Raw genomic sequence first — 19,102 nt, forward strand, 5'->3', positions numbered from 1 at the left:
GTGCCCCTGCGCCGTGCGGGGTACGCGGTGCCATGAGTTGCTATTGGCGCGCCATTCCCAGCCTTGACCCCGCCCGCCCCACGGGCGCTTTGCCGATCGCCGGGGGCAGCGCTTGGTTTGACCATGTGGAATGCCTGAGCCGAGACGCCGCGCCCACAATCGTCCCCGTGGCAGAGGCGCCCTCACAGATCTTGCACAAGATCCAGGCCCCCCGGGCGGATTTGGCGGGGCTCTCCCTCGACCGTCCCCGGCTCATGGGGATCCTGAACACCACCCCCGATAGTTTCTCGGACGGAGGGCGGTTCAGCGGGCTGGAAGCGGCGGTCGATCATGTGAGGAAAATGCAGGCCGAAGGCGCGGATCTTATTGATATCGGGGGCGAATCTACGCGGCCCGGGGCGGAAGAGGTGCCCGTTGCCGAGGAAATCGCACGCACGGCCCCGGTGATCGACGCGTTGCGAGGCAGCGGTACGATCCTCAGTCTCGATACCCGGAAAGCGGCAGTGGCCGAGGCGGGAATGGCAGCGGGTGCGGCGATCCTGAACGATGTCTCGGGCCTTCGCTTTGACCCCAGGCTTGCGGAGGTGGCGGCCAAGGCGGGCGCGGACCTGATCCTGATGCACTCCATTGCGACGCCCGAAACCATGCAGGCCGAGGCGGCGACGGCCTACGACAACGTGCTGCTTGACGTCTACGACGGTTTGGCGGCTGCGATTGCGCGGGCAGAGGCGGCGGGCGTGGCGCGCCGCAAGATCGTGGTCGATCCTGGCATCGGGTTTGGCAAAACGCAGGCGCAGAACCTCGCCCTGATCCAACGGATTTCTCTGTTTCACAGCCTGGGCTGCGCGATCCTGTTGGGCGTCTCGCGAAAGGGCTTCATTGGCACTCTGGGGGCGGAGCCACAGGCGGACAGACGCGGGCCGGGCTCGGCGGGTGTTGGCCTATGGGCGCTGGGACAGGGCGTACAAGTGCTGCGTGTCCATGATATAGCTTTGCACAAGCAGGCCGTGGCGCTTTGGAGCGCCGCCCATAGTGCGTTGTAAAAAAAGACTTTTGAGAGAGTAGGGCGAATCATGACACGGAAACTATTCGGAACGGATGGGGTAAGAGGCCAGGCGAATACCTATCCGATGACAGCCGAAATGGCTTTGAAGATGGGTGCCGCAGCGGGGCGCTACTTCCGCCGGGACGGATCAGCGGCACACCGAGTGGTGATCGGAAAGGACACGCGTCTGTCCGGCTACATGATCGAGAACGCTTTGACGGCGGGCTTCACCTCGACCGGCATGAACGTGCTGCTTTTGGGGCCGGTGCCGACGCCCGCCGTGGGCATGTTGACGCCGTCGATGCGCGCGGATGTGGGCGTGATGATCTCGGCCAGTCACAATCCGGCCGTGGACAACGGCATCAAGTTCTTTGGCCCGGATGGCTACAAACTGGATAACGCGGCGGAATTGGCGATTGAAAACATGACGTTAGAGGGGGTCGAAGCAGCCCAGGCCGCCAATATCGGGCGCGCCAAGCGGATCGACGACGGGCGTTCGCGCTATGTGGAGCGGGTGAAATCCACGTTCCCGCCCGAATTGCGCCTCGACGGGCTGAAAGTGGTGATCGACTGCGCCAACGGCGCCGCCTACCGCGCAGCGCCCGAGGTGCTTTGGGAACTGGGCGCTGATGTCGTCAGCCTTGGCGTGTCGCCCGATGGTTTGAACATCAATCTGGGCTGCGGATCCACGAAGCCCGAGGCGGCGGCAGCAAAAATTCGAGAGGTCGGCGCCGATGTGGGCATCTGTCTTGATGGCGACGCGGACCGGGTCATCTTGATCGACGAGACCGGGGCCGTGGCCGACGGCGACCAGATTATGGCTTTGTTTGCAAAGCGTTGGGCCGAAGAAGGGCGCCTGAAGGGGAACACTCTCGCCGCCACGGTGATGTCGAACCTGGGGTTGGAGCGGTTTTTGGCGGAATCTTCCATCGCGCTGCACCGCACGGCGGTGGGCGACCGCAATGTGGTCGAGGCGATGCGCGCCAGCGGGTTTAACCTGGGTGGAGAGCAATCGGGCCACATCGTGATGACCGACTATGCGACCACGGGCGACGGCCTGATCGCGGGGCTGCAATTCCTGGCCGAGATGGTGCGCACGGGAACGCCCGCCAGCGCGCTTGCCCGCAATTTTGAGACCGTGCCGCAGATGCTGAAGAACGTCCGTTTTGAAAGCGGCGCCGCGCCGTTGGAAGCGCCTGGCGTGAAGGCGGCGATTGAGGCGGGTGAAGCCCGGCTGAACGGCTCGGGCCGCTTGCTGATCCGCAAATCGGGGACCGAGCCGCTGATCCGCGTCATGGCCGAGGCCGAGGATGAGGCGCTGATGACCGCGGTTGTCGACGACATCGTCGGCGCTGTTCAGGACGCAGTCTAAGCCTTTTTGGCCGGGTTTCCGGCGATGTAGGTCTGGGTGACGGCGCGGTCGTCGCCCATCATGATCGTTGGGAAGACCGCCTCCCAAATCGTCTCGGCCCGCGCGCTGCGCTGCGCGATGGCGGGGGTTGAGGCGAGGTCGAGGACGCAGAGGTCGGCCTCAAACCCTGTTGCGAGCCGCCCGATTTTTTCTTCCAGATGAAGGGCTTGCGCCGAGCCGCCGGTGGCGCGCCATATCAGCTCTGCCGGGTGCAATGCTTCGCCGCGCAGCTGCGCGATCTCATAGGCCGCCGCCATGGTGCGTAGCATCGAGAAGCTGGAGCCGCCGCCCGTATCCGTGGCAAGGCCCACGGGGATCGTGTCCGCCAGCGACATGTCGAAAAGGCCCGAGCCGATGAAGGTGTTGGACGTCGGGCAATGCACCAGCGCCGCGCCAACCTCGGTCAACCGGGCAATCTCGCGCGGCTCCAGATGGATCGCGTGGCCGTAAAGGCCGCGCGCGCCCAGAAGTCCATGGGCTTCATAGGTGTCCAGGTAATCGCGGGCCTCGGGGTAGAGGTCGCGGACCCAGGCGATCTCGTCCACCTGCTCGGACAGATGGGTCTGCATCAGGCAATCGGGGTGCTCGGCCCACAGCGCGCCGAGCGCGCTCAGCTGCTCGGGCGTTGAGGTGGGTGAAAAGCGCGGGGTGATGACGTAGCTGAGCCGATCAACGCAGTGCCATTTGCGCAGGAGCGCGCGGCTGTCGTCATAGGCCGATTGCGCCGTGTCCCGCAGGTTTTCGGGCGCATTGCGGTCCATACAGGTCTTGCCCGCCAGCAGCCGCATGCCGCGCGACTGGGCGGCAGTGAAGATGGCATCCACAGACGTGGGGTGGATGGTGCAGTAGCTGGCCACGGTCGTGGTGCCGCTCGACACGATTAAATCCAGATATCGCCCCGCGATATCAGCGGCATAGGCGGGGTTATGGAACCGCGCCTCTTCCGGGAAGGTATAGGTATTCAGCCAATCGATCAGCCGCTTGCCCCAGGACGCGATCATCGCCGTTTGGGGGTAGTGGGCATGGGCATCGATAAAACCGGGCAGGATCAACGCGTTGCCGTGGTCGATGACATCGGCATCCGGGTGCGCCGCGCGCAGATCCGCGCCTTCGCCGACCGCTGCGATGATCCCATCGCGGATGAGTGCGCCGCCCTTCGCCTCATGGCGCACTGCCTGTAATCCAAGCGTGCGGGGATCGCCCTCAAACGCCAGAACCTGCCCTAAAATCAGTCGCTGCGTCACGCGCGCCTCCGGTTTTTCCTGGCCGATGATAGCCCTTTCCGCGTGCCCATGTTAGGCCATTCGCACAGGCAAGACAGGGGTATGACGCATGGTAGTGGACGGCGAGGAACTCACCGAGGACGCACGCGACGCCTACGCCTTGGACAAGTCCCTACGCGCGCGCCTGCGCGAGGCGGTCGAGGCCCATGATGGTGCGGCCATCGACGCCCTGATGGAGCCGCTGCACCCCGCCGACATCGCGGACTTGCTGGAGCAGGTCTCGGCGGCGGAACGCGAGGCCTGGCTGACCCAATGGACGGGGATCGATGGCGAGGTCTTGTCCGAGCTGGAGGAGGGCCTGCGCGAGGAAGTCCTGACCCTGCTGCCCGACGCACAGATCGCGGTCGCGGTACGCGAGTTGGACTCCGACGACGTGGTCGACCTTCTGGAAGACGCAGCCGAAGATCAGGTCGAGGTCATTCTGGACGCGCTAGAGCCCGCGGACCGGGCCGCCGTCGAAGCGGCGATGGGCTACCCGGAGGATACCGCCGGTCGCCTCATGCAGCGCGAGATCGTCGCGGTGCCCGAGCATTGGACCGTCGGCGAGACGATTGACTACATCCGTGGCCAGGCCGGGCATTTGCCGGAAGAGTTTTACCACGTAATCCTCACGGATCCCCGAATGAAGCCAACGGGTTACGTGATGCTGGGGCGGTTGCTGGCGACGGTGCGCGGCGTCAAGCTTGCTGACATCACGGAAGACAGCTTTCGCCCCATTCCCGCAAGTCAGCCCGAGGAAGAGGTGGCCTACGCCTTCAACCAGTATCACCTGATCACCGCGCCGGTTGTCGATGACGACGGGCGGCTCGTGGGCGTAATCACCATCGACGACGCGATGATCGTTCTGGATATGGAGGCCGAGGAGGACATTCTGCGCCTGGCCGGTGTGGGCGAGGAATCGAGCCTTTCAGACGGTGTGATCGAGACCACGAAGCAGCGCTTTCCGTGGCTGTTCGTGAACCTTGTGACCTCGATCATCGCATCGCTGGTGATTGCGCAGTTCGAGGTCGCCCTGGCAACCATCGTGGCGCTTGCCGTGCTGATGCCGATCGTCGCGTCGATGGGCGGCAATGCGGGCACGCAGTCCCTGACCGTGGCGGTGCGCGCGATTGCGACGAAGGATTTGACGCCGTCCAACCTGCTGCGCGTCATCACGCGAGAGGCGGGCGTCGGCCTGATCAACGGCGCGATCTTCGCGGTTGTGATGGGGGTCGTGGGCGTTGTGTGGTTCGGGATGCCGTTGTTGGGCGTGGTGATCGGCGGGGCCATGGTGATCAACCTGCTCGTCGCGGGCCTCGCGGGCATCCTGGTGCCGGTTATTCTCGACCGCCTGCGGATCGACCCTGCGCTGGCGTCGGGCGCTTTTGTGACGACGGTGACCGATATCGTTGGCTTTTTCTCGTTCCTTGGATTGGCGGTGCTTTTGCTGCTTTGAGGGTCGCACAGGAGGAGCGCGACCGCCCGACGGGTCGTTACGGTTTAGATTGAATGACAAAAAAGGGGGGAGGCGGGCGTCAGCCGGGGACTTCCAGCGTCACCGTGCGGCCACTGCGGACGTATTGAAGGGTGGTCTCGCCAATCGCGGCGACCCGGCCGCCGTCCAGACGGTCTCCGACGGTGACGCGAACAAAGCGGCCCGAGGACAGGCGCACCAGCGCGCGGCGGTCTGACGCGGAGCCGCTGACCCCGATCAGGTTCACGTTGCGCAGACGGATTGCGTTGCGCTCGGTCGCGGCGCGGCTGACATCGGCGTTGGACGGGATCGAGGGCCCAGCGGCTACGGCGGAGGCCGCGACGGCGGTGGGTGCTGCGGTGGGCGTGCGATCCGCGCTGGCCACGATCTGAGCGATGTTGCCGGGGCGAGTGCGCGGTAGCAGGGACCGCGCCACGGCCAGTTCCGTGCCCTCCAGCGCCTGGGCGACGGCGGCCTCTACGGCATCGGGATCGGCCCCGCCATCCCCGCCTGGAAAGAGGGAGGCCTGTGCGGCAGCTTCTTGCGGAGACGCGGGTCGCGCAGCAGGCCGACGCTCGCTCAATTCCACCTGGGTCAGGCCGCCCAGAACCTGCCGCTCTCGGGTTTCCGCCAGGTCCTCGGGGCGCTCGGACGGGCGGAACGTGCCCAGGACCGCGTCTTCGATCTCTTCCGCGGCAGGGGCCGCTGCCGGAGCGATTTCGCGCGGGCGCGGGATGGCAACGAAGCCGGGCGGGGTGCCCAGAATAACAAAAGCGCCCTCGGGCGTCAGAACGCCCTGCGGCGTGGCGGCCACGAGGCCATCTTCTGTGAGGTCGAACTCGGTCCCGAAGGGCGGCGGCGGTGGGAACCGGCGCAGCGTTTCGCCCGGGTTCACGCCGGGATCAGGCAAGGCAACGGCGTCAAACGCGCTGACCTCAGGGTCGATTGAGGCGGTGTAGACCCGGTCCAGCAAGTCGAACGGCGCAAGATCCGGGCGCTCGGGCGAGCGTGCCCAGATCCCGTCCTCCGCATAGAGCGCCTCGGCCTCTTCCACCGAGGGGTTCAGGCCCTGATCGATGACCGGCAGGGGCGGCAGATCCAATTCCGCGTCAATGTCCGGCAGTGCGGCTTCGGTATCCTCGGGCACCACAGCGGCGGCGACCTCGACCGGATCGGCATCTGCAACGACCGTCGGATCATTCTCTGCCAGATCGACCCCATCGGCGGCGGCTTCGTCGGCCAGGGACGGTTCAACCGCGTCGACACCCGCCGTGCCATCCGCCGTTGTTCCGATCACCGGTGGCGCCGAGGTGACCTCCGGCGCGGGCAAGCCGCCTGTGGTAGCGACCTCTTGCGAGCCTGCGCCAAACAGGCGGGCGACGGCGCTGTTGGGCAGGAAGATCGCCGACCAGATCGCAACGAGTGCCAGAAGAAGCAACAGGATCGCGGTCAGCACCAACCCGGTCTTGAACGAGCCCCCCGTGGGGCGCACGGACTTGCGCATCAACAAGCCCGACGAAAAAGTCTCATCCCCCGTGGCAACGGCTGCGGCGTCGGGCGCCGGGGCGGCGTCGGCTTTGGGGCTGCGGCGCAAGAGGCCGCCCAAGGGCTTTGTCCGCGCCGCAGGCGCTGCGGCGGATGTTTCCGGCGCGTCCGGCGTCGCAGCCTTCGGCGCGATTCCGCCTTTGTCCCGGTTCAATAGCCCAGAAAGGCGACCCGTTTTGGGCGACGCATCCGGAGCTGCGTCGGTTGGCGCGTCAAAGGGCGAGGGGCGTCGCGGGGCGCTGGAACCGAGGTTGGGCTGCGGTTTGATCTCGACCCGGGGACGGGGCGGCTGCACCGCCGCCGCCGGGGCGCCGGTGGGCCGCGACTTGCTGGCATTGCGCACACGTTGCAATTGTTCCGCCAGCCGCGGCATCGGGGCAGCGCCGGACGCAGGCGCAGGCGTCGGCTCGGGGGCTGGCGGCGAGGCGGGCGGGGCTGCTTTCGCAGGTCCATCGGGATGCGCGAGACCCAGGCGAGAGCTGCGCTGTCCCACCAAAGATCCCCGCGCGGGGGGCGGCATCGCACGTCTGGCAGGGGTTGCGTCGGGCGCTGTCGGGGACGTGTCGGGGGCTGCTAGCGGACGCTCGACGCCATCAGGCGCTGTCGCTGGACCGCGCGTGGCCGAGACGGGACCGGACGTTCCCGGTGCGGGGGGCGTCGGTGTATCTGCTGGTTCGCCGCGTAACGCGCGCGCCCGTTGGCGGGCGGTTAGGGCGGCAGGTGACAAGGCCGGAGGAAGCGTGTCGTCATCCTCACCCGCGTCGCCGATAACCTCCGCCGGGGCGGCAGGGGGCGGGGGGGCCTTGGCGTCAGAAGGCGCGGGCGCGTCCGGTACCGCCGGTTCCGGTGTGGTGTCAGGACTTGGATCGGACGCAATCGGGGCGATGGGCCCGGAAACGCTTGGATCATCAATGGGTTGCACTGGCGTTGCTTCGGCGGCCTCGCGCTCTGCGGCGGTCGCGGCAGCAACCTGCAAGGCCTCGGCAAGCGCGGAGTTCTGATCCTCCGGCGCGGCGGGCGGCTCGGGGGCTTCAGACGCCTCTGGCGCGGCGGCTTCCAGTTCAACGGCTGCCTCGGGTTCTGAGGGAGGCTCAGGTCTCGGCTCCGGGCGCTGTTCTTCGGCGGCCTCAGAGGCCTCCGGCGCTGGCTGAATTTCCGGTTCCGGTTCCGGCTCGGGTTCTGGGTCAGGCTCCGGCTCGGGCTCGGGTTGGCCGAACATATCAGGCCCAAAGGCGATGCCATCGGCGGTGAAGCCCATCGCCTCCACCTCGTCGCCCAGATCGAAGGTCGGCACGCCCGGGAACCGCTCCATCGGCGGCATCGCGGCAAAGCCTTTGCCTGCAAAGCCATATTGCGACGCAAACCCGCGCGCTTCGTCCAAAGTCTCGCGCGCGACGACAGCGATCTTCACGCGATCCTCTTCCAGGGTGCGCCAGTCGTACTCCAGCTCGGTCACCGCGTAGGGTGTCAGGCCTTCAAGGCCATCCTCGATCCGGTAGGCGGTCAGGTCCGGGTCCGATGTCGGGGCGGTCAGCGAGGTATAGAGGATCTGGTCGTCTGGCAGCACCAGAAGCGTGCCAAACGCTTCGCCCTCCCGTTCGACCGCAAGAGCGCGCAGCTCAGCCAATGCGGCGCTCAGGTCCGGCACATCAAGGGACGTCTCTCCGATCATTGCCCAATGGCCAGCCGACTGGCGATGGGCCAGAGCGATGCCGTCAGACGACAGGAAGAGTGCAATATTCACAGTCAAGTCAGACCTCGATATTTCGTCTTTGCCGTGGCGCAAGTGCCACAATCCCCCCTCTTACAGGGGAATCCCGGCGGGTCAAACCATTCCAGCCGCCGCAACCCACCCATCGGCGATTTTTAGACTAAACCTTTTGCGGGCATGGCAAAAGGGGTTGGCTTGCCAAAGAAAAACGGCACCCAGCGAAAGGGGCGGCGGGAACCCATGCCCCGCCGCCCCCAAATTAGGCCGAATTGGTTAACGAACCCCTAGCTCGTTGCCGCCGAGAGCGCGCGGTCGAGGTCTTCGATCAGGTCCTTCACGTCCTCCGTGCCGATGGAAACGCGCACCACATTGGGTGCGGCACCCGCCGCTTCCTGCTGTTCGGGCGTCAATTGCCGGTGGGTGGTGGAGGCCGAATGGATGATCAGCGAGCGCGTATCGCCGAGGTTGGCGACATGGCTGAAGATCTCCAGCGAATCGACCAGCTTGATGCAGGCGTCGTAGCCGCCCTTGACGGCAAAGGTGAAAAGCGCGCCCGCACCCTTGGGGCAGACGTCCTTGACGCGATGGAAATACGGGCTGCTCTCAAGGCCCGCATAGGTCACGAAATCGACGCGGCTGTCGTCCTCCAGCCACTTGGCGATGGCCTGGGCGTTTTCCACATGCCGCTCCATCCGCAGGCTGAGCGTCTCGATCCCCATCAGCGTGTAATGCGCGGCCTGGGGGTTCATCGTCATGCCCAGATCGCGCAACCCGATGGCGATGGAGTGGAACGTGTAGGCCAACGGCCCGAACGTCTCCGAGAACTTTAGCCCGTGGTAGGCAGGCTCCGGCGCGCTGAGCGAGGGGAACTTGTCTGAGGCACCCCAGTCAAACGTCCCCGAATCGACGACGCAACCGCCGGTGACGGTGCCGTTGCCGGTCAGATACTTGGTCGTGGAATGCACGACCAGCGTGGCCCCATGCTCGATCGGGCGGTGCAGGTAGGGCGTGGCCGTCGTGTTGTCGATGATCAGCGGGATGCCTGCCTCATCGGCGATATCGGCCACGGCGCGCACGTCCATGATGTAGCCGCCGGGGTTGGCAATGGCCTCGCCAAAGATCGCGCGGGTGTCGTCGTCAATCGCAGCCTTCACGGCATCCAGATCGTCCATGTCGACGAATTTGGCCTCCCACCCGAAGCGCTTGATGGTCTGGGAGAACTGCGTAACCGTGCCGCCATAAAGGCGCGTTGAGACGACAACATTCCGCCCCGGCGCCATGATCGGGAACAGCGCCATGATCTGCGCCGCGTGACCGGACGAGCAGCACACAGCCCCCGCGCCACCTTCAAGCGTTGCGATCCGCTCCTGCAGCACGGCAACCGTGGGATTGGTCAGGCGCGAGTAGATATACCCCACCTCCTGCAGATTGAACAAAGCCGCCGCATGATCGGCATCGCGGAAGACATAGGCCGTGGTCTGGTAGATCGGCGTCTGCCGCGCGCCGGTGGCGGGGTCGGGCCGCGCGCCTGCGTGGATCTGAAGGGTGTCAAAGCCGTAGCTGGGGCCGTCTGTCATGGTGTCTCTCCGCCGTTTGAATTGAGGTTGGGCCGCTCTGCCCAACGAATTTCGCTCGCTTGTAGGCCACCCGGCCCAAGGCCCGCAACATCTCAGCCCCATCCAAGACCGTATGTTCTGCAAATCACCCGCCTGCCAAAACGCTCGGCCCGCTCCTTCATCTTGCCAAAAACAACTCAATCCTGCCCCAGGCCCCAAGCGCGACCCCATGGCACTGGACGCCGCCCGCCCAACAGGGCACAACCCGGCATAACGACCCAAACCGCGCGGAACATGACCCATGGCCAGCATCCTCAATCGTATCTTCACCTGGTGGAACGGCCAAACCATCGGCACGCAGATTTTCACCGCTCGAAAGGGCGAGAAAGTGGGCGAGGACGCGCAGGGCAATATCTTCTATCGCAACGGCGATGACAGCAAACGTTGGGTGATCTTCAACGGCGACATCGAAGCCTCGCGGATCGATCCCGAATGGCATGGCTGGCTGCACCGCACCTGGGATGAGCCGCCCTCGGAAAAGCCCGTGGTCCACAAGGCTTGGGAAACGCCGCATCTGCCGAACCTGACCGGCACTGGGATGGCCCATGCGCCCGCAGGCTCGATCCGCCGGGCAGAGCCTGCGCCGCGCCGCGATTATGAGGCCTGGACGCCGGAATAGCCGCGCGCATTTCTGCCCATCTGAATTCCGCCCCTTGGCCTGAGCCTGCTTGCAGGCTATCGAAGCCCTATGTCTGAGACCGAGTATTCTTTTACCGAGATCGCCACCGGCGGCGCCGTGCTTGCGGCGGCTGTGGGGTTTTTCCTCTACGCGTCGGGTCCTGGCGGGCCGTCGTCGGCGGGCAGTTACGAGCTGATTGCCGCGTTCCGCTCGGCAGAAGGGATCACCGTGGGCACCGAGGTGCGCCTGGGCGGCGTGCAGATCGGCACCGTCACGGGGATGGAGTTGAACCCGCAGACGTTCCTGGCCGAGACGACGTTTTCCGTCGCCAGCGACATCATCCTGCCCGACGACAGCGCCATCGCGATCGCTTCTGAGAGCCTTTTGGGGGGATCCTACGTCGAAGTTATCCCCGGCGGCTCGCCGTTCAACCTGGAAGCGGGGGGAGAGATCCTTGATACCCAATCCTCGGTCAGCCTGATCACGCTGTTGTTGCGGTTTGTCGGCGGAGCGGCGGACAATTGATGCGTGTTTTCCGTGCCTTATGCCTGTCCGCCCTCGTCTCCGCCGCGCCTGCCATGGCGCAGCAATTCGACGTCATTGATGGTGACGGCACGTTTGACGGCTTCCAGCTGGACACCGGGCAGGGCGACGGCACCGGCCTGACCCTGTCAGAAGGCGCGACGGGCGATATTGAGTTGAACCTCGGCACGGGCGGGGCTGGCGCGTTAACGACCTTTCCCGGCGTCACCGGCCCCGTGACCTCGATCAGTCAACCGGCCACGGAATTGGGCGCGGTGGTGTCGTTGCGCGCGCTCGACAAGATGTTGGGCCAGCCCACGGATATCGAATTGTCGATGGGCCAGACCGTGGTCTTTGGCCGCGTCGCGATCCGGGTTATCGAATGCCGTTTCCCGACTGCTGACCCTGAGGGCGACGCCTTCGCCCATCTGGAAGTGCTTGATCTGGAAGGGGAAAGCCTGTTCGACGGCTGGATGATCGCCTCCAGCCCCGCGTTGAACGCGCTAGAGCATGCGCGCTACGATGTTTGGGTTCTGGGGTGTTCAGCCTAGACGACCAGCGGCGCGTCTTCGGGCAATGCCATGAAATCGGCGGGTAGCATCAGCGCATGGCTCAATTCGGCGCGGTAGTCCGAGCGGGGCAATTCCACGGCGCCAAGGCTCATCAAATGATCGGTCACGAATTGAGTGTCGAAAAGCGTGAAGCCGCCCGCGCGCAGGCGGTGGATCAGATGGGCCAAGGCCAGTTTCGACCCGCCGGTGCGGCGCGAGAACATGCTTTCGCCGAAGAAGGCAGCCCCCAGCACGACCCCGAAAACGGCGCCCGCCATCCCCTCCTCATCCCAGATCTCGACCGAATGGGCGAGGCCTTTGGCGTGAAGCGTCAGGTAGCAGGTGGTCAGATCAGCGTTGATCCAGGTGGGCTCGCGATCCGCACAACCTTCCAGGACGCTGGCAAAATCGCGATTGATATGAACGCTGTATCCGCCCCGGTTGATCTGTCGGCGCAGTGAGCGCGAGATATGGAACCCGTTGAGAGGGAAGACACCGCGCCGCTGCGGGTCGACCCAGAAGACCTCCGGGTCCTCGGCGCCCTCCGACATCGGAAAGATCCCCGCCGCGTAGGCGCGGACCATGAGGTCCGGCGTCAGGATCGGCCGCGTCTTGGGATACATGTCATGTGCCATTGTGCCAGACATAGGTGTCTGGCACTAAAAAGCCCATTAAAACTTGGGAAATTGTGTAGTTTCGTTTTTTTCTATCCACTTAACCCGGCATTAAGACTGTTATTGTTTATTGTCGCTCAAGGACGTTTCACCGGGCTGACCCTTTGGCCAGCTGTTCCCAGCGGGAATGACGGTGAACAACCTTTGCACAGACGGCGCGACTTGAGGGTCTTTTCAGGACTTTCTCCGGCGCTCATTTGCCAGCGGACCTCACCCCGCTTGCAAGGTCGGCGCCAAGACGAGGCGCGCGCTCACATCCCGTGTACGTGATACCAGACAACCGGTGCCCCCTTGGAGGGACACCGGTTTGTCCGGTGTTACGGGTGATTGCGGCCAAAAGCCCGCTGCCTTGAATGGAACGGTCCGCCTTAAAGACGTAGTCGTGCGCTACAGGTTCTCTTCCAGCCACTTTTCCAGCCAGTGGATCGTGTAGTCACCGGTTTGCACGGCCTCGGCCTGCAACAACTGGTGAAACAGCGGCACCGTCGTGTCGATGCCGTCCACGATCAGCTCTCCCAACGCGCGGTTCAGGCGGGCCAGCGCCTCGGGCCGGTCACGTCCCTGGACGATCAGCTTGGCGATCAGCGAGTCGTAGTAGGGCGGAATACTGTAGCCGTCGTAAAGCGCGCTATCCATGCGCACGCCAAGCCCGCCAGGGGCGTGGTACTGGCTGATCCGACCGGGGCAGGGCGAGAAGTTGGGCAGTTTCTCGGCGTTGATGCGCACCTCGATGGCGTGGCCCTGCACCTGCAGGTCTTCCTGGCGGAAGCTCATCTCCTCTCCGGCGGCGACGCGGATCTGTTCGCGAACAAGGTCCACGCCCATGATCGCCTCGGTCACCGGGTGTTCGACCTGCAGGCGCGTGTTCATCTCGATGAAGAAGAACTCACCGTTCTCATACAAGAACTCGATGGTGCCTGCGCCTTCATATTTCATCTCGGCGACAGCATTGGCGCAGATCATGCCTATATGGTCTCGCATCTCGGGCGTGATGGAGGGGCCGGGCGCCTCTTCAAACACCTTTTGGTGGCGGCGCTGGAGCGAGCAATCGCGCTCGCCCAGATGCACGGCGCGGCCCTTGCCGTCGCCAAAGACCTGCACCTCGATATGGCGCGGGGTGCCGAGGTATTTCTCGATATAGACTTCATCATTGCCGAAAGCGGCCTTCGCCTCGGTCCGGGCAGACTTGAACGCGGTGTCGATTTCATCGGCGGATTTGGCCAGCTTCATGCCGCGCCCCCCGCCGCCTGCGGTGGCCTTGACGATGACCGGATAGCCGAAATCCTCACCGATCTTGCGCGCGTCCTGCACGGTCGGCACGCCCCCGGCAGAGCCCGGAACGCAGGGAATCCCCAGCGCCAGCGCGGTTTCCTTGGCGGTGATCTTGTCGCCCATCATGCGGATGTGTTCGGCCGAGGGGCCAATGAACTTGATGCCGTGGTCTTCCACCGCCTGCACGAAGGCGGCGTTCTCGGACAAGAAGCCATAGCCCGGGTGGATCGCCTCTGCGCCTGTAATCTCACAGGCCGAGAGGATCGCAGACATGCTGAGGTAGCTGTCGGTGCCCGGCGGCGGGCCGATGCACACGCTCTCGTCGGCCATGCGCACATGCATCGCGTCGACATCGGCGGTGGAATGTACGGCGACGGATTCGATGCCCATCTCGCGGCAAGCGCGGATGACACGAAGCGCGATCTCGCCCCGGTTGGCGATCAGGATCTTGCGGAACATGGGCAAAACCCCTTTTGGCTATTCGATGATCATCAGCGGCGCGCCAAATTCGACCGGGGCGCCGTCGCCCACGACGATGCGCTTCACGGTGCCTGCGCGGGGTGCCGGGATCTGGTTCATCGTTTTCATCGCTTCGATGATCAGCAGGGTCTGCCCCTCGGACACCTTGTCGCCGACGCTGACAAAGGCGGGCGTCCCGGGCTCGGCCTGCAAATACACGGTGCCGACCATCGGAGAGGTCACGGCACCGGGCGCTTGCGAGGGATCCTCGGACGCCGGGGCAGCGGCGGCGGGTGCGGCAGGTGCAGGGGCTGCCGGGGCAGGGGCGGCAACAGCGGGGGGCGCTTGCATCGTCACAGGGGCACTTGGTGCGGGTTGCTTGGCAACGCGGACGTTGAGCCAGTCATTCTCACCATATTCGCGCTTCACGTGCAGTTCTGTCAGGTCGTTTTCCCGCAATACGTCCGCCAGCGCCTTGATGAAGGCCACGTCGTTATCGTGCGTCTTTTCTGCCATGATGCTCCTACCCGTCTGTCGTTGCTTACTTGCGCTATAGCGCAGGGGTGACGTGGGGAAAACCCGCTGCGTGGGGTCATATGTGGGGACTTGCGCGGGCGTTTGCAGGGGGGATTGCCCAATAATGCGGCGTTTCTGGCGCATAATATGGCCTTTGCCCCACGGACGCGGTCCTCACGAAATTTTACCGTTTGATAAATTTTTGAACCCGTGCCAGCCTGATTCCCAGTCCAGCCATGTTTCAAGCGAGGCCCGATGCGTAACACTCCCTTCACCCCCGGTATCGCGCCGGCGCGCCTTGAGGCGTCCGAGTTGGCGCAAAACTTCACCGATCTGCATGCGCCCCTTGATGATCACGAGGCGCTGGTGGCGGCCGACCGCTGTTACTTCTGCCATGACGCGCCCTGCATCACGGCTTGCCCCACAGATATCGACATTCCGCTGTTCATTCGTCAAATCGCCACCGGCACGCCGGAGGCGGCGGCCAAGACGATCTTTGAGCAGAACATCCTGGGCGGCATGTGCGCCCGCGTCTGCCCGACGGAAACGCTCTGCGAAGAGGCCTGCGTGCGCGAAGCCGCCGAGGGTAAGCCGGTGCTGATCGGCCAATTGCAGCGCTACGCCACCGATGTGGTGATGGGCGCGGGCGTGCATCCCTTTTCCCGTGCCGAGGCATCAGGCAAACGGGTGGCCGTTGTGGGCGCGGGGCCTGCGGGCCTTGCCTGTGCGCACCGCCTGGCCATGCACGGCCATGACGTGGTGATCTATGATGCGCGCCCCAAGGGCGGTGGCCTGAACGAATACGGGATCGCGTCTTACAAAAGCACCGATGATTTCGCGGCGGCGGAGGTCGATTGGCTGATGAAGATCGGCGGCATCACTTTGGAGACGGGCCGCGCCCTGGGCCGCGATTTGACCCTGGACGGGCTGCAATCAGAGTTCGACGCCGTGTTCTTGGGCATGGGTTTGGGCGGCGTGAACGCCCTGCGCGCCGAGGGCGAAGATCGAGACGGCGTCTCCGATGCCGTGGATTTCATTGCCGACCTGCGACAGGCAGACGATCTGGGTGTGCTGCCCGTGGGGCGCAACGTGGTGGTGATCGGCGGCGGCATGACGGCGATTGATGCCGCCGTGCAGTCCAAGCTTCTGGGTGCCGAAAGCGTCACGGTCGTCTACCGGCGCGACCGCGCGGCGATGCCCGCGAGCCGCTATGAACAAGATCTTGCGGCCTCCAAGGGCGTGCGGTTCATTTTCAACGCGATGCCCCTGAAGGTTTTGGGGAATGGGGCCGCCGTGGCCCTAAAATGCGAATACACGCGCAGCGAAGGGCGCAGCCTCAGCGGCACCGGAGAGACCTTTGAAATCCCCGCCGATCAGGTCTTGAAGGCGATCGGCCAGACGCTGGACGGGGCGCCGGACGCGGTGGCTTTGGACGGCGGCAAGATCGCCGTGACCGGGCCAGGGCGCACCAGCGTGGACGGTGTCTGGGCGGGGGGCGATTGCGCGGCGGGGGGCGAAGACCTGACCGTGACCGCCGTGGCAGAGGGCCGCGACGCGGCGGAAGATATCCACGAAAGGCTGTCGTCATGATCCGCGCAACCCTCCTCGCTACGCTCCTCGCAGCGCCCTTGCCTGGCCTCGCCGATGTCATCCGTGAAGACGACGAATACCAGCGCGCGCGTGTCGCCGCCGGCGAACGGATTTCGCGCGCGGTCGGCTGCCGCGAGGGCGAATTGACAGGCGGCGGCTACCGCATGTCTGGCGCAGATACCGACGCGGCCTTCATCGTTCTGGCCAATTACCCGCTGGCCGATGGCCGCTGGCGCGTGGCCGTTCGCAACCAATCAGATGAGGCTCAGCCCCTGACCCTGTGGGTCTATGCGCTGTGTCTGATCGACTAACCGGAGAGTGATCCCATGGCTGACCTGACGTCCAACTTCCTCGGCATCTCATCCCCCAACCCCTTCTGGCTGGCTTCTGCGCCGCCGACGGACAAGGAATACAACGTCCGCCGCGCGTTCGAGGCCGGGTGGGGCGGGGTCGTTTGGAAAACCCTGGGGGCCGAGGGGCCGCCGGTGGTGAACGTCAATGGGCCGCGCTACGGCGCCATTTACGGCGCGGACCGGCGGCTGCTTGGTTTGAACAACATCGAGCTGATCACCGACCGTGACCTCTACATCAACCTCGAAGAGATTAAGCGCGTTAAGGAAGACTACCCGGACCGCGCGATGATCGTGTCGATCATGGTGCCTTGCGAGGAGGAGGCCTGGAAAGCGATCCTGCCCTTGGTTGAAGAGACCGGCGCCGATGGGATCGAGCTGAACTTCGGCTGCCCCCATGGCATGTCCGAGCGCGGCATGGGCGCGGCTGTGGGCCAAGTCCCTGAATACATTGAGATGGTGACGCGCTGGTGCAAGCAATATTACTCCAAGCCTGTGATCGTGAAGCTGACGCCCAACATCACCGACATTACCAAACCTGCGGCGGCGGCGATGCGGGGCGGGGCCGACGCGGTCTCATTGATTAACACCATTAACTCCATCACCTCGGTCAATCTGGACACGATGTCGCCTGAGCCGTCGATTGGCGGAAAAGGCTCCCACGGCGGCTACTGCGGCCCGGCGGTCAAGCCGATTGCCATGTCCATGGTCTCCGAGATCGCGCGGCACGCGGAAACCCACGGCCTGCCGATTTCTGGCATCGGCGGGGTGACCACCTGGCGCGACGCGGCAGAGTTCATGGCCCTCGGTGCGGGCAACGTGCAGGTCTGCACGGCGGCGATGACCTACGGCTTCAAGATCGTCGAGGAAATGATCAGCGGCCTGTCCCAGTACCTTGATGAGAAAGAGATTTCTTTGGACGACTTGGTTGGACGCGCGGTGCCGAACGTGACGGATTGGCAGTATCTGAACCTCAACTACGTGGCAAAAGCCAAGATCGACCAGGACGCCTGCATCAAATGCGGACGCTGTTACGCGGCCTGCGAGGACACCTCGCATCAGGCGATTTCTATGAGCGCGGACCGGGTGTTTGAAGTGATCGACGCGGAATGCGTGGCCTGCAACCTCTGCGTGAATGTCTGCCCGGTGGAGGATTGCATCACCATGGTCGAGATGGACGCGGGCGCGGTCGACCCGCGGACCGGCACGCCGGTCTCGCCCGACTACGCCAACTGGACGACCCACCCCCACAACCCGGGCCGCTTGGACGCGGCGGAATGATCGAGCGTCTTGATCATGTTAACCTGCAAACGGTGCAACTGGGCAAAATGATCGCCTGGTATGAAGAGATTTTGCTGATGAAGAGCGGCTACCGGCCGAATTTTCCCTTCGCCGGTGCCTGGATTTATGCGGGCGATGTCCCGGTGGTGCATCTGGTCGAGGTCGCCACACCACCGCCCGAGGCCAGTGACCTGGCGCTAGAACACGCGGCCTTCCGTGCCAAGGGCCTCGGCGATTTTCTGGAGCGATTACAGGCGGCTGGGGAGGCGTTTCGCGTGGTCCGCGTGCCCGATATGCCGCTGGTCCAGGTCAATGTTTGGGATCCCGACGGCAACCACTTGCACGTGGATTTCGACGCCGCTGAGGCCGAAGGGATCGAGATCGAGGACTTCAAGACCTCTAAGATCGAGGCGTAAGCAGGCGGGTGAAAAGCGTGTCGAGGAAGACCTCGGCCTCCGCCAAGGGATCGCGGCCGTCGCCCAGGACCGCGCGGACCTGCACGTCAAAATCCGCATAATGCTGCGTCAGCGACCAGATCGAAAAGATCAGGTGATGGGGGTCTGAGGGGGCGACTTTTCCAGCCTCCATCCAGGCGCGGATCACCTCGGCTTTCTCATCCACCAGCGCCTTCAGATCCGTCGACAACCCGTCGACCATGCGCGGCGCGCCTTGCACGATCTCTTGCGCGAAGAGCCTGGATTCACGGGGGAAATCCCGGCTCATCTGCAGTTTGCGCCGGACGTAGGCCAGCAGCTCGGCCTGTGGATCGCCCTCGGCGCGCATCTCGCGCAGCGGGGCCAGCCAGGTGTCCACCAACCCCTCCAGCAGGGTCACGTGGATCTCTTCTTTTGAGGCGAAATAGTACAGCAGATTGGGTTTCGACAGCCCGGCCTCAGACGCAATCGCATCCAAGGTGGCGCCGCGAAACCCGTGGGTCGAAAAGACCTCCAGCGCGGCTTCCAACACAAGCGCGCGGTTTTTTTCCTGGATGCGGGTCCGGGGTTTGGGGGCTGTCATCGATGCGCCTGTTCAAACGCTGCCCAAAGGCGCAGCAATTGGTTTCGCTCGGTGCCTAACTTGTTCCATCCGGAACCATAAGCCCCGGCGGGGTTATCGTTTATCAGCGGGCGAGGGTGGTTAACATTGACTGGCACGATTCATTTGCTAGCGTAGCCTTGACCAATTGGTCAAAAGAATTTGCATC

Annotated in this window: 17 protein-coding genes; 10 read left to right on the plus strand and 7 right to left on the minus strand. The window is 64.4% G+C overall.

Annotated elements, in window-relative coordinates; genetic code table 11:
* Window positions 1–32 precede the first annotated feature (32 nt).
* A complete protein-coding gene (folP, locus tag AC6I9R_RS09825) occupies window positions 33–1,043 on the plus strand; it encodes a dihydropteroate synthase (protein ID WP_461425392.1) in 1,011 nt (336 codons plus the stop codon).
* 30 nt (window positions 1,044–1,073) lie between these two features.
* Window positions 1,074–2,417 (plus strand): phosphoglucosamine mutase, encoded by a 1,344-nt coding sequence (gene glmM / locus AC6I9R_RS09830; protein WP_461425393.1) that lies wholly within the window; start codon window positions 1,074–1,076, stop codon window positions 2,415–2,417.
* Here glmM and guaD read toward each other — a convergent pair.
* On the minus strand, window positions 2,414–3,700 hold the full coding sequence (gene guaD, locus AC6I9R_RS09835) for a guanine deaminase (protein WP_461425394.1): 1,287 nt from the start codon (window positions 3,698–3,700) through the stop codon (window positions 2,414–2,416). The genes glmM and guaD overlap by 4 nt on opposite strands.
* Window positions 3,701–3,788: 88 nt before the next feature.
* Here guaD and mgtE point away from each other — a divergent pair, with 88 nt between their 5' ends.
* Complete coding sequence (gene mgtE / locus AC6I9R_RS09840; protein ID WP_461425395.1) at window positions 3,789–5,174, plus strand: magnesium transporter; 1,386 nt, start codon at window positions 3,789–3,791, stop codon at window positions 5,172–5,174.
* Between the two features lie 79 nt (window positions 5,175–5,253).
* On the opposite strand, the gene AC6I9R_RS09845 is transcribed toward mgtE, so the two are convergent.
* Window positions 5,254–8,481: a hypothetical protein gene (locus tag AC6I9R_RS09845; RefSeq protein ID WP_497863112.1), complete on the minus strand. Its 3,228-nt coding sequence runs from the start codon at window positions 8,479–8,481 to the stop codon at window positions 5,254–5,256.
* A 251-nt stretch (window positions 8,482–8,732) separates the two neighbouring features.
* Entirely contained in the window at window positions 8,733–10,025 is a 1,293-nt protein-coding gene (locus tag AC6I9R_RS09850) for an O-acetylhomoserine aminocarboxypropyltransferase/cysteine synthase family protein (RefSeq protein ID WP_461425397.1), read from the minus strand.
* A 280-nt stretch (window positions 10,026–10,305) separates the two neighbouring features.
* Here AC6I9R_RS09850 and AC6I9R_RS09855 point away from each other — a divergent pair, with 280 nt between their 5' ends.
* The 3 genes from AC6I9R_RS09855 (at window position 10,306) to AC6I9R_RS09865 (ending at window position 11,756) form a co-directional block, all read left to right on the plus strand.
* On the plus strand, window positions 10,306–10,683 hold the full coding sequence (locus tag AC6I9R_RS09855; RefSeq protein ID WP_461425398.1) for an NADH:ubiquinone oxidoreductase subunit NDUFA12: 378 nt from the start codon (window positions 10,306–10,308) through the stop codon (window positions 10,681–10,683).
* Window positions 10,684–10,752: 69 nt separating this feature from the next.
* Window positions 10,753–11,208, plus strand: coding sequence for an outer membrane lipid asymmetry maintenance protein MlaD (gene mlaD, locus AC6I9R_RS09860; protein ID WP_461425399.1), 456 nt, complete (start codon window positions 10,753–10,755; stop codon window positions 11,206–11,208).
* Window positions 11,208–11,756: a DUF2155 domain-containing protein gene (locus tag AC6I9R_RS09865; RefSeq protein ID WP_461425400.1), complete on the plus strand. Its 549-nt coding sequence runs from the start codon at window positions 11,208–11,210 to the stop codon at window positions 11,754–11,756. Before mlaD ends, AC6I9R_RS09865 begins: the two co-directional genes overlap by 1 nt.
* On the opposite strand, the gene aat is transcribed toward AC6I9R_RS09865, so the two are convergent.
* The 3 genes from aat to accB all read right to left on the minus strand — a co-directional run bounded on the left by aat (window position 11,753) and on the right by accB (window position 14,677).
* Window positions 11,753–12,391: a leucyl/phenylalanyl-tRNA--protein transferase gene (aat, locus tag AC6I9R_RS09870; RefSeq protein ID WP_461425401.1), complete on the minus strand. Its 639-nt coding sequence runs from the start codon at window positions 12,389–12,391 to the stop codon at window positions 11,753–11,755. The genes AC6I9R_RS09865 and aat overlap by 4 nt on opposite strands.
* A gap of 426 nt (window positions 12,392–12,817) precedes the next feature.
* A complete protein-coding gene (accC, locus tag AC6I9R_RS09875) occupies window positions 12,818–14,161 on the minus strand; it encodes an acetyl-CoA carboxylase biotin carboxylase subunit (protein ID WP_461425402.1) in 1,344 nt (447 codons plus the stop codon).
* An 18-nt stretch (window positions 14,162–14,179) separates the two neighbouring features.
* Entirely contained in the window at window positions 14,180–14,677 is a 498-nt protein-coding gene (gene accB, locus AC6I9R_RS09880; RefSeq protein WP_461425403.1) for an acetyl-CoA carboxylase biotin carboxyl carrier protein, read from the minus strand.
* Between the two features lie 255 nt (window positions 14,678–14,932).
* On the opposite strand from accB, the gene AC6I9R_RS09885 reads away from it, so the two are divergent.
* Genes AC6I9R_RS09885 through AC6I9R_RS09900 form a run of 4 tightly spaced genes read left to right on the plus strand, consistent with a single transcriptional unit; the run spans window position 14,933 to window position 18,314 of the window.
* Window positions 14,933–16,267, plus strand: a complete 1,335-nt coding sequence (locus AC6I9R_RS09885; RefSeq protein WP_461425404.1) for an NAD(P)-dependent oxidoreductase — start codon at window positions 14,933–14,935, stop codon at window positions 16,265–16,267.
* Window positions 16,264–16,578 (plus strand): hypothetical protein, encoded by a 315-nt coding sequence (locus AC6I9R_RS09890; protein WP_461425405.1) that lies wholly within the window; start codon window positions 16,264–16,266, stop codon window positions 16,576–16,578. Before AC6I9R_RS09885 ends, AC6I9R_RS09890 begins: the two co-directional genes overlap by 4 nt.
* 15 nt (window positions 16,579–16,593) lie before the next feature.
* A complete protein-coding gene (gene preA / locus AC6I9R_RS09895; RefSeq protein ID WP_461425406.1) occupies window positions 16,594–17,898 on the plus strand; it encodes an NAD-dependent dihydropyrimidine dehydrogenase subunit PreA in 1,305 nt (434 codons plus the stop codon).
* Window positions 17,895–18,314, plus strand: a complete 420-nt coding sequence (locus AC6I9R_RS09900; protein WP_461425407.1) for a VOC family protein — start codon at window positions 17,895–17,897, stop codon at window positions 18,312–18,314. Before preA ends, AC6I9R_RS09900 begins: the two co-directional genes overlap by 4 nt.
* Here the strand turns inward: AC6I9R_RS09900 and AC6I9R_RS09905 are convergent.
* Window positions 18,298–18,915 (minus strand): TetR family transcriptional regulator C-terminal domain-containing protein, encoded by a 618-nt coding sequence (locus AC6I9R_RS09905; protein ID WP_461425408.1) that lies wholly within the window; start codon window positions 18,913–18,915, stop codon window positions 18,298–18,300. The genes AC6I9R_RS09900 and AC6I9R_RS09905 overlap by 17 nt on opposite strands.
* Window positions 18,916–19,102 lie beyond the last annotated feature (187 nt).

This window comes from Gymnodinialimonas sp. (genome assembly GCF_059726805.1).

Coding starts and splice junctions, on each gene's coding strand:
- folP (WP_461425392.1), top strand. CDS start 33: ATGAGTTGCTATTGGCGCGCCATTCCCAGCCTTGACCCCGCCCGCCCC.
- glmM (WP_461425393.1), top strand. CDS start 1,074: ATGACACGGAAACTATTCGGAACGGATGGGGTAAGAGGCCAGGCGAAT.
- mgtE (WP_461425395.1), top strand. CDS start 3,789: ATGGTAGTGGACGGCGAGGAACTCACCGAGGACGCACGCGACGCCTAC.
- AC6I9R_RS09850 (WP_461425397.1), bottom strand. CDS start 10,025: ATGACAGACGGCCCCAGCTACGGCTTTGACACCCTTCAGATCCACGCA.
- AC6I9R_RS09855 (WP_461425398.1), top strand. CDS start 10,306: ATGGCCAGCATCCTCAATCGTATCTTCACCTGGTGGAACGGCCAAACC.
- mlaD (WP_461425399.1), top strand. CDS start 10,753: ATGTCTGAGACCGAGTATTCTTTTACCGAGATCGCCACCGGCGGCGCC.
- AC6I9R_RS09865 (WP_461425400.1), top strand. CDS start 11,208: ATGCGTGTTTTCCGTGCCTTATGCCTGTCCGCCCTCGTCTCCGCCGCG.
- aat (WP_461425401.1), bottom strand. CDS start 12,391: ATGGCACATGACATGTATCCCAAGACGCGGCCGATCCTGACGCCGGAC.
- accC (WP_461425402.1), bottom strand. CDS start 14,161: ATGTTCCGCAAGATCCTGATCGCCAACCGGGGCGAGATCGCGCTTCGT.
- accB (WP_461425403.1), bottom strand. CDS start 14,677: ATGGCAGAAAAGACGCACGATAACGACGTGGCCTTCATCAAGGCGCTG.
- AC6I9R_RS09885 (WP_461425404.1), top strand. CDS start 14,933: ATGCGTAACACTCCCTTCACCCCCGGTATCGCGCCGGCGCGCCTTGAG.
- AC6I9R_RS09890 (WP_461425405.1), top strand. CDS start 16,264: ATGATCCGCGCAACCCTCCTCGCTACGCTCCTCGCAGCGCCCTTGCCT.
- preA (WP_461425406.1), top strand. CDS start 16,594: ATGGCTGACCTGACGTCCAACTTCCTCGGCATCTCATCCCCCAACCCC.
- AC6I9R_RS09900 (WP_461425407.1), top strand. CDS start 17,895: ATGATCGAGCGTCTTGATCATGTTAACCTGCAAACGGTGCAACTGGGC.
- AC6I9R_RS09905 (WP_461425408.1), bottom strand. CDS start 18,915: ATGACAGCCCCCAAACCCCGGACCCGCATCCAGGAAAAAAACCGCGCG.